Raw genomic sequence first — 9,181 nt, forward strand, 5'->3', positions numbered from 1 at the left:
CCATCACAATTCCTGTTACGATTACCGATACACAAAATGCTTTTACTACAACTGTTACCGTTGGCAATGCTTCTTTATTTGCTGACAGAACTTTGACGGGAACAACCTATCAATGGTTGGATTGTGATAATAACAATCAACTCATTCCCAATGCTACGAGTCAAATATTCACACCACCGTTGGTAAACGGAAATTATGCAGTGCAACTCACTACCAATGGCTGTGTAAGTGTTTCGAGTTGTTATTCGCTAACCTCTTTAGGAACCGTAACATTAGATGAAAATACAAGAGTTCATTTGTTTCCTAATCCAACAAAAGGCAAGATTTTTATTTCCAATGATGAATTGGTCATCAATGAAATAAGTGTTTACAATGTTTTGGGTGACCTAGTTTCTAGAACATTGGATTTAACAGGTCAAGCCAAAGGTCTTTATATTGTAAAAATCACTACGGATAGGGGTAGTATAATCCGAAAAATTAGTAAAGAATAATTAAAAAAAAGAGAATACTATACGCTAATCAAAAATTATTCTTTAGTTTCATTAAACTTTTTCAAAATAGCTTTGCGCAATTCTTCGCGAGCTATTTTTTTTGCTTTTGCTTTATCTTTTGCTTTTTGAAGTTTATCATTATGTGCTTTGATATTTTTTTCGTTATTTCGTCCCATGGTTCAAAAGTACAAATTTTTAAGAATAACAATCTTTGGCACAACAATTGAATAGTAATAAATTATATCAACCTGCCTGTCGGCTGACAGGTCATTAAATTATAAAAATCATGAAATCAAAGATTCACGAATACCAAAAAAACATTTTTTATGCCATGAGTAAAAAAATTACTTTAGTTTTAGCATTTATCGGGATGATAATGCTACAAGGATGTACCGTAAACGAGAACACCGACACAATTGACAACGATACGATTAGTGAAGTTTTTGAATTAAGAAATGTCAACTTTAGTTTTAATCCTAACGACGGTTACACTATTTACCAGACTTTTAATCCACAAATTTTTCCATCAGATGTCGTTTTGATTTATAGACTCTCGGGTTTAATTAATTCAAATACGCCAATATGGCAATCAATTCCTAGAACATTGTTTTTGCCTCAAGGCGAATTAGATTATGACTTTGATTTTAGTAGTGTTGATTTTACTATCTACGCGGGTGGAACTTATAATTTGGGATTAACTCCAAGTTTTATTACCAATCAAACGTTCAGAATTGTTATTATTCCAGGATTCTTTGGCAAAAACAGTTCATTAGACTATAATGATTATAATGCAGTAATAAATGCTTACAATATTGATGATAGTAAGGTTAAAATATTGAATTAGAATTAGTTTCAGTACAATTAAAGTATTTAAAAAGCAGACGGAAGTCTGCTTTTTATTTTAGTATTAATTAAAAAAAATATGGAATAGTATTATTTATATTTGGAATTTCAAGAAAAAAGTGGACAATTATCGAAAAAAATCGAGTTGTCCACTTTGGTGGAGTCGCCGAGAATCGAACTCGGGTCCAAACAAGCAACTAAAGAGCTTTCTACACGTTTATTTCCTGATTGGGTTTTCGTCATTTTGCTAGGCCAGAAACAGCCACAAAATGCTTAGCTTCTTAAATTTTCGTAACAGCTTCGAAGCTTTACTGTTCTTAGGTTCGTATTTACGATTTACCTATGCCGACCGCCACAAACCAAAGCTTTCGAGGTAAATCCTGCTTTCCTACCTTGTAGGACGAGGCCAATCTTACTTTAATTCAGATTAAGCAGCAAGAGCGTAGTTTCCTTCGCCGTTTGTGTTTTTGTACCTTTGGATTTACGAGCAAAAAAGTACAATGCTCGACGTGCTTACTGTTCAATTCGACTTGCTGTCAAAACCAGTCGACCCCATGTTTTTTTAGTTTTCAGTTTTCAGTGACCAGTTTTCAGCCCCGAATTCCAAAATAATGTTCTACTTAAAAAAGTGTACAAAGGTACTCTATTTTAAATGCGAATGCAAGTCATAGCAGGAGTTTTATTCGTCAGTTCCATCATTCAATTTGAATGGATAATCACCAAATAGACTCGAGAGTTTCTTGGTTTGGTATGTTTTTTTGGTAAATTTATTGGATAAGACCACCATGGTTACTTTTTCTTTTCTTAGAGTGATTAATGTAGAAGTATTTCCATGCCACCAACCGTTGTGAAAATAAAAAGGTTCGCCTTTTTCAAACTCAATCATTCGAATTCCTAACCCATAGTTTTTTATTCCTTTGCTTTCATAGCTGTATCCTTGATAGACCTTTTTGAGTAATTCAGGATTGAGAAAAAAGGGCGCATAACGTGCTGTGTCGAATTTTAAAATATCTCTGGGAGTGGAGTAAATATTTTTGTCGCCATAGATTCCGTCCAAATAATCAGTTGCTATTTCAACATTATTTCCTTTATAGGATGGAACAATGTTATGGCTGTCTTTTTCAAAATCACACACAAAGGTATTTGTCATGCCCAAGGGATCAAAAATCATTTCTTTCATCGCTTTTGGATATTTTAATCCTGTACTTTTTTCGATAATTAGTGCTAGAACCGCATAGTTTGTATTGCAATAACTAAAATGGGTATCTGTTTTTGTTTCTAGTGATATTCCTTTTTCTACCATTATTTTTATAATGTCTTCATTGGTAAGTAGTTTTTTCTTATCCCAATTATTGTTCTCATAGGTGAAATAGGCATAGTTTCTCATACCGCTTCTATGGTTTAATAATGTTTGAATGGTTACATCAGGATAGGGAAAAGTATTGATTAGGGTAGTTACTTTTTGATTTAGCTGTATTTTTTTTGCATCAATTAACATCAAAATGGCAGTTGCTGTAAGCACTTTACTAACTGATGCTATATGAAGTGGTGTGTCTTTGGTGATTTTCTCCTCAGTACTTTTGTTGGCAAATCCCATGTAGTTTTCATAAATTATCTGACCATTTTTGGCAACTAGAAAACTAACATTATCGTTTTTTTCGGACCATGTTTTTTCAAAATATTTTGAAATACTATATTTTTTGTCATTTATAAAAGCGGTAGAAAGCAATGGCAAGGGTTCTTGCAAGGGTTGCATAACAGGAATACCATTTTTATTAATCTTAACAATTCCTTCTTCATTTTTTTCTTGTTTTGAACACGATACAGTTATAATTAGTACTAATAAAACGAGGATTTTATGTTGGGAAATTTTTAATATCATTTTTAAAATAGTTGAATTACAAATATAAATATCCATGTATAAGGTAAAGCAACATTTACATAAAGCTATCAACAGGTTTTTCACAATTTTATTTTTGATAAAAACTTTGAAATCGATTTCGTTACTGCTACTTTTGGTGCGATAAAAAATGGTATAATGAAATTTGGAATAGTAAAAGAAAGAAAAAATCCGCCAGACAGAAGAGTAGTTTTCACTCCCGAAGAGTTGGTGCGATTGCAACAACAACATCCTGAGGTAACTGTACAAGTGGAAAGTTCGGATATTAGAGTTTTTAGTGATGCCGATTATGAATCTCTGGGAATAGCAGTAGCGAATGATATTTCGGATTGTGATGTTTTTTTTGGGGTAAAAGAAATTCCAGTTGATGCTTTACTTCCCAATAAAAAATATTTCTTCTTTTCGCATACCATTAAAAAACAATCTCACAATCAAAAATTGTTGCGAGCAATTTTAGATAAAAACATCGAACTTTATGACCATGAAACGATAGTGGATGCCAATAATAAACGATTGATAGGTTTTGGTCGTTATGCTGGCATTGTGGGTGCTTATAATGGTTTTAGAGCTTTTGGGATTAAATATGATTTATTCAATATACCCAAAGCGGAAACACTTAAAAGCAAAGAAGATTTAGTTGCTCGATTGAAAAGACAAACCTTGCCCAACATCAAGATTGTTTTAACAGGTCACGGAAAAGTGGGAATGGGTGCAAAGGAGATTTTGGATGGGATGAAAATAAAACAAGTTTCTACAAATGATTTTTTGACTAAAATATATTCTCAAGCTGTGTATACTCAAATTGATGTTTTGGATTATAACAAACGATTGGACGGGCAAGTTTTAGACAAAACAGACTTTTATAGAAACCCACAAGAATATACCTCAAATTTTGAACGGTTTACCAAAGTGGCAGATATTTTCATGGCAGGACATTTTCACGCCAATGGCTCTCCCGCTATATTAACTCTAGAAATGCTTAAAAAATCCGATTTCAAAATTAAAGTGGTAGCCGATATCTCTTGTGATGTTGAAGGTCCAATTGCTTCTACTTTGAGAGCTTCAACCATAGCTGAGCCATTTTATGGGTTTTTGCCAAGCGAAAACAAAGAAGTTCCCTATACACATCCGGGTTCTATAATGGTCATGGCTGTAGACAATTTGCCTTGTGAATTACCCAAAGACTCCAGCGAAGGTTTTGGCGAAATGTTTATGGAACACGTAATTCCAGCTTTTTTCAATAATGATAAAGACGGAATTCTAGCTAGAGCCAAGATGACTGAAAACGGAAAATTAACACCAAGATTTGCTTATTTGCAGGACTATGTAGATGGAGAATAGCCGTTTTTACTAGTTGTTTTTTTTGTTTTTAACAAAAAGCAGCATTTGTTCAATATCTTTTTTACATTTGAAATATTAATTTTGAATTGGTGAAGAAGGTATTTTTTTATTTACAATTATTGGTTTCAACAGTTGCGGTTCAATCTCAAGAACTACTTCCTTTTGTTGAGAATTTTACCAAGTCTAATTATTCTGGAGATAATCAGGTGTGGAGTGTTGCACAAGGCAATGACAATGCGTTATATTTTGCCAACAATCATTATTTTTTGCGTTATAACGGTGTTAGATGGGAAAAATATGAATTGCCTAACAAAACCATATTGCGCTCTGTATTTGTAGATGGAGACAAGGTTTATTGTGGTTCGTATAATGAATTTGGTTATTGGAAAAGGGTAGATGGCATTATGATTTACACCTCTTTGACTAAAAACAAAAATCTCTTTACTGGAGTTTCAATTAATGAAGAGATTTGGAAAATATTTAAGCATCATGGTGTCATTTATTTTCAATCCTTCAACGAACTTTTTGTTTTTGCGAATGATACTATACAGAAGGTTAGAATTCCGTTTCAAATTTCCTATTGCTTTGTAGTTGATAATACAATTTATGCAGCTTCTGTTAAAAATGGGGTATATCGATACAATAATAAGACTTTTACCAAAGTGCATCAATGGCAAGGACTAGAAAATAATATTGTACATGCTATTGCTAAAAACAAAGGTCAAGCGTATATTTTTACCCAAAAGAATGGCGTTTTTGTAGAAGAGAATAATAGGTTAGTCCCTTGGAATAATGCCTTAAATGAAGCGTTAAAAAAAGAAATTATAATTACTGCCAAGTTTATTGACTCTAACCGATTGGCAATAGGTACTGCTTTCAAAGGATTGTATGTTATTGATTTAAAGACAAATAGTTATAAAAACATCAACCGAAATAATTCGTTGAAGAATAACTCGGTTTTGTTTATTGGTTTTGACAAAGAGAATGATTTATGGTTGGGCTTAGACAATGGAATTTCGCACATAGAAATCAATTCGCCTTTTGGTATTTTTTCAGACAACTCTGGTGTATTGGGTTCGGTTTATACTATGGCTTCCTTGGAAAACGGATATTTACTAGGTTCTAATCACGGCATATTTAAATACCAATACAAACAGTTACAGTTGCTTCCTAATTCGCAAGGACAGGTTTGGGATATTCATAAAATTGGGGCTAAGTATATCATTGGTCACAACGACGGTACTTTTATCTATGAAAATGGTGTATTGGAAAAGGTAAATTCGATTAGTGGTGGTTGGAAGTTTTTGAAAAGTGATTTTGATAACAACTATTTACAAGCCAATTATTCAGGGATTATTGTATATGATTCACCTATTGATTTAACGAAGTATAAAATCATAGGTAATTTGACTAAACCTATAAAAAATATTGCTCAAAATAAACCAAGAGAACTTTGGGCAGTTGACAATTACAAAAGTTTATACCGCATTACGTTCAATAGTGCGTATGAACTGGAAAACGTTGAAAATATTACACAGAAAAACAAAATCCTGAATGACTATGGTGTAAAGATTTTTGATTTTAAGAACGAAATTTTGTTTTTTATTAATGGTATTTGGTATAACTTTAACAGTATATCAAATAAACTTGAACGCAATGCCATATTTAATACCAACTTTGCGAATATCTCTGAAATTATACCCGTTAATAGCTCCAATTTTATTGTACTGAAAGACAAACTACTCTATATTATTCATCATGTAGATAATAAATTCAGTTGGGAACTACTTCCTGAAAAATATTATGAAGGTAAAATAATCAATCAAGATACTAAAGTTTTTACCAATGGCAATCAGTTGTTAATGAACCTTGACGATGGGTTCTTTTCATTTTATTTGAACAATAAAGAAGTAAAACCACAAAAAATAACTATTGAGGGTTATTACCAAGGCAAAATCATTGACGATGATACTTATGTAGATTATAATCAATCAGTAATTCTGGATATAATCTCTGAATTTTATGGTTATAATCGCATGGGGTTGTTTTATACATTGAACGATTCTAAAAATCTCGTGCCCGTTAAAAGAGAAAATATTATTTTGAACAATCTTTCAAGTGGTTTGCAGGAATTAAAGGTATATTTTAATAATGGTGAGCGCTATATATTGCTTACTAACTATCAATTTAAGGTCAATAAACCTTGGTACTTTTCAACTTTGATGGTGTTATTATACATTGTTTTGATTTCGGGAATTTTCTATTTGTATTATAAATGGAATAAAATCAGGTATCTAGAGAAGTTAAAATTAAAAGAAGAAGAACTGAAGCACCAAAAAGAGATTATTCAACTGGAAATGGATGCAAAGAATAAATTAAAACTGCAAGAATTTGAAAAGCACATCCTAGAAGTTCAAATACAAGCTAAGGCATCAGAGGTTGCTGGTAAATCGTTGTCTATTGCCAAACAGTCAGAAATGATAGAAAATATTTTAAATGTTTTGGAGGGTGAAAACGATATTAGTAAACTTAAAAGTAGTATTAAAAAAGCAGTAAAAACAAATGCCATTAATAAAAATGAATGGGCAAGTTTTGAAAAGAACTTACTTCAAAGTAATGAAGAATTTGTTCAACGATTGTCAAAAAAGTATCCAGTTTTAACTTCTAAAGATATAAAGCTATGTATTTATTTAAAAATGAACCTTTCTTCTAAAGAAATTGCTCCCTTGATGAATATTTCTTATCGAGGTGTAGAGCTTCATAGGTATCGATTGCGCAAAAAAATTGGATTATCATCAGTTGATAGTTTGTCAAAGTTTATGATTAATACATAATTTTACAACTTTTTTTGACTATATAATAATTTTACCCCTAAGTTTTTAATAATTATTAACTCATCAATACTACATCATATATGATATGTGTCGATGAGTTTTTATTGTGCTATTATCTTTTTAAAATATTGACAATTAGTATTTTATGTATGTGTTAAAATAAAAAGATGTAGTTTTGTAGTGAAATGGCTATTGCCACTATAACGATTTAGTTTATTATATTAGCTGAAACATTATCATAATCATTTTGATGAAATTCATTTTTGCTAGCTTATTATTTATCACTACATTTTGTTTTTCCCATGCTCAAGAAATTAAAGGAAAAGTAGTAGATGTTAACGGTTTGCCAATTCCTGAAACAAATATTATAGTCAAGAATAAAGCTATCAGTGCTAAAACTGACTTTGATGGTAATTTTACTTTAAAAGCAGTTGAAGGCGATATGATAGAGTTTTCTATGATTGGTTTTGATAAAGTTACTTTAAAAGCGAAGCCCAATATGGTTGTTGTTTTGAATGAAAGTAATTTTTTGTTGAAAGAGTTAGTAGTAATAGGTTATGGAACAAAAAAAGCTGGTTCAATTACAGGTTCTGTAGCTCAAGTGAAAGCTAATGATATTATGAAAACTCCCTCGCAATCGGCTATTCAAGCCATACAAGGTAAAGCCGCTGGTGTTAATATTGTAACCAATGATGAACCAGGTGCCAATCCTTCTATTAGAATTAGAGGTTTGGGAACCGTATTAGGTGGTAGAGATCCACTTTATATTATTGATGGATTGGAAGCTTCTAGTTTGAATGGTTTGAGCCCGAATGAAATTGAAACTATTGATATCTTGAAAGACGCATCTTCACTTGCTATATATGGGCAGAAAGGTTCTAATGGTGTAGTTGTAGTTTCTACTAAAAAGGGTAAACTAGGAAAACTCAGAATAAATTATGATACCTATATAGGTAGAAGATCAATTCAAAGAGAAATAAAAATGTCTGAAGCTTATCGGTATGTGTATTATAATAATTCTGCTTTAGGTTCATCATCATATTTTAACTTCACTCAACCTTATGATACTAATTGGTTGGACGAAATTACTGATAAAGGAGAAGTTTATAGTAATTATATCTCCATGTCTGGTGGTTCAGAAAACATTAATTTTTATTTTGGTGTTACTAATTTGAAAGATAAAGGAATTTTAAATGGAACACAATTTGAAAGAACTAATGTAAATTCTCGTAATGAATTTACCTTTCTTGAAAAACGATTAAAAATATCCCAATCCTTCAATTTGTCAATTGTTAATAATAGACCCAAACCTTTAAGTGCTTTTACCAATGCTTATAAACAAGCACCTATAGTTCCTGTAAAATTTGATAATGGACGTTGGGGTGTACCGCTACGAAATTCAGAAACTGGACAAGTGGATATAAATGGAAGTGATAGATTTAATAATGTTGGAAATCCAGCGGCTCAATTGTATTTTACCAATGAAAAAAACAAGAATGTTGTTTTATTTGGGAATATTGGCGCTGAGTTGCAACTTTTGAAAGAGCTTAAATTCAACTCTAATTTCGGCGGAACTTATGATACTTCAAAAGGATATACTTTTACGCCTAGCAGGGATATTTGGCTGTCTCAAAATCCAACAGAAGATATAGCTGATTATCCGGCAGCAAACCCAATTAACATATTAGAAAAACGACGAGGTGATAGTTACCGATGGAATTGGGATAATTTTTTCACATATAATATAGGATTTGGTCAGCATGACATAAAAG

Annotated in this window: 7 protein-coding genes and 1 other RNA gene; 5 read left to right on the forward strand and 3 right to left on the reverse strand. The window is 31.8% G+C overall.

All coding sequences use genetic code 11. The annotated features are described in order from the left end of the window. Positions 1–491, forward strand: a 491-nt coding sequence (locus ACK5ON_RS06365) for a T9SS type A sorting domain-containing protein (RefSeq protein ID WP_409820920.1), incomplete at its 5' end; no start/stop codon positions are given. A 35-nt stretch (positions 492–526) separates the two neighbouring features. Here the strand turns inward: ACK5ON_RS06365 and ACK5ON_RS06370 are convergent. Further along, a complete protein-coding gene (locus ACK5ON_RS06370; protein WP_396174153.1) occupies positions 527–667 on the reverse strand; it encodes a hypothetical protein in 141 nt (46 codons plus the stop codon). 110 nt (positions 668–777) lie between these two features. Here ACK5ON_RS06370 and ACK5ON_RS06375 point away from each other — a divergent pair, with 110 nt between their 5' ends. After that, complete coding sequence (locus tag ACK5ON_RS06375; RefSeq protein ID WP_396174154.1) at positions 778–1,335, forward strand: hypothetical protein; 558 nt, start codon at positions 778–780, stop codon at positions 1,333–1,335. Between the two features lie 154 nt (positions 1,336–1,489). Here ACK5ON_RS06375 and ssrA read toward each other — a convergent pair. Then, positions 1,490–1,888, reverse strand: a transfer-messenger RNA (tmRNA) gene (gene ssrA, locus ACK5ON_RS06380). Positions 1,889–2,013: 125 nt separating this feature from the next. Continuing rightward, positions 2,014–3,216, reverse strand: a complete 1,203-nt coding sequence (locus ACK5ON_RS06385; RefSeq protein ID WP_409820924.1) for a serine hydrolase domain-containing protein — start codon at positions 3,214–3,216, stop codon at positions 2,014–2,016. Positions 3,217–3,372: 156 nt separating this feature from the next. On the opposite strand from ACK5ON_RS06385, the gene ACK5ON_RS06390 reads away from it, so the two are divergent. The 3 genes from ACK5ON_RS06390 to ACK5ON_RS06400 all read left to right on the forward strand — a co-directional run. Next, positions 3,373–4,575, forward strand: coding sequence for an NAD(P)-dependent oxidoreductase (locus tag ACK5ON_RS06390; protein ID WP_396174159.1), 1,203 nt, complete (start codon positions 3,373–3,375; stop codon positions 4,573–4,575). Between the two features lie 89 nt (positions 4,576–4,664). Next, positions 4,665–7,409 (forward strand): histidine kinase, encoded by a 2,745-nt coding sequence (locus ACK5ON_RS06395; RefSeq protein ID WP_409820927.1) that lies wholly within the window; start codon positions 4,665–4,667, stop codon positions 7,407–7,409. Positions 7,410–7,659: 250 nt separating this feature from the next. After that, a partial coding sequence (locus ACK5ON_RS06400; RefSeq protein ID WP_409820930.1) for a TonB-dependent receptor plug domain-containing protein occupies positions 7,660–9,181 on the forward strand: 1,522 nt, incomplete at its 3' end.

Origin of the sequence: Flavobacterium sp., assembly GCF_046317795.1 — a bacterium.
Classification (GTDB): domain Bacteria; phylum Bacteroidota; class Bacteroidia; order Flavobacteriales; family Flavobacteriaceae; genus Flavobacterium.

What these genes read in the sequence shown, in the direction of transcription:
- ACK5ON_RS06370 (WP_396174153.1), bottom strand. Translation starts at nt 667, where the DNA reads ATGGGACGAAATAACGAAAAAAATATCAAAGCACATAATGATAAACTT.
- ACK5ON_RS06375 (WP_396174154.1), top strand. Translation starts at nt 778, where the DNA reads ATGAAATCAAAGATTCACGAATACCAAAAAAACATTTTTTATGCCATG.
- ACK5ON_RS06385 (WP_409820924.1), bottom strand. Translation starts at nt 3,216, where the DNA reads ATGATATTAAAAATTTCCCAACATAAAATCCTCGTTTTATTAGTACTA.
- ACK5ON_RS06390 (WP_396174159.1), top strand. Translation starts at nt 3,373, where the DNA reads ATGAAATTTGGAATAGTAAAAGAAAGAAAAAATCCGCCAGACAGAAGA.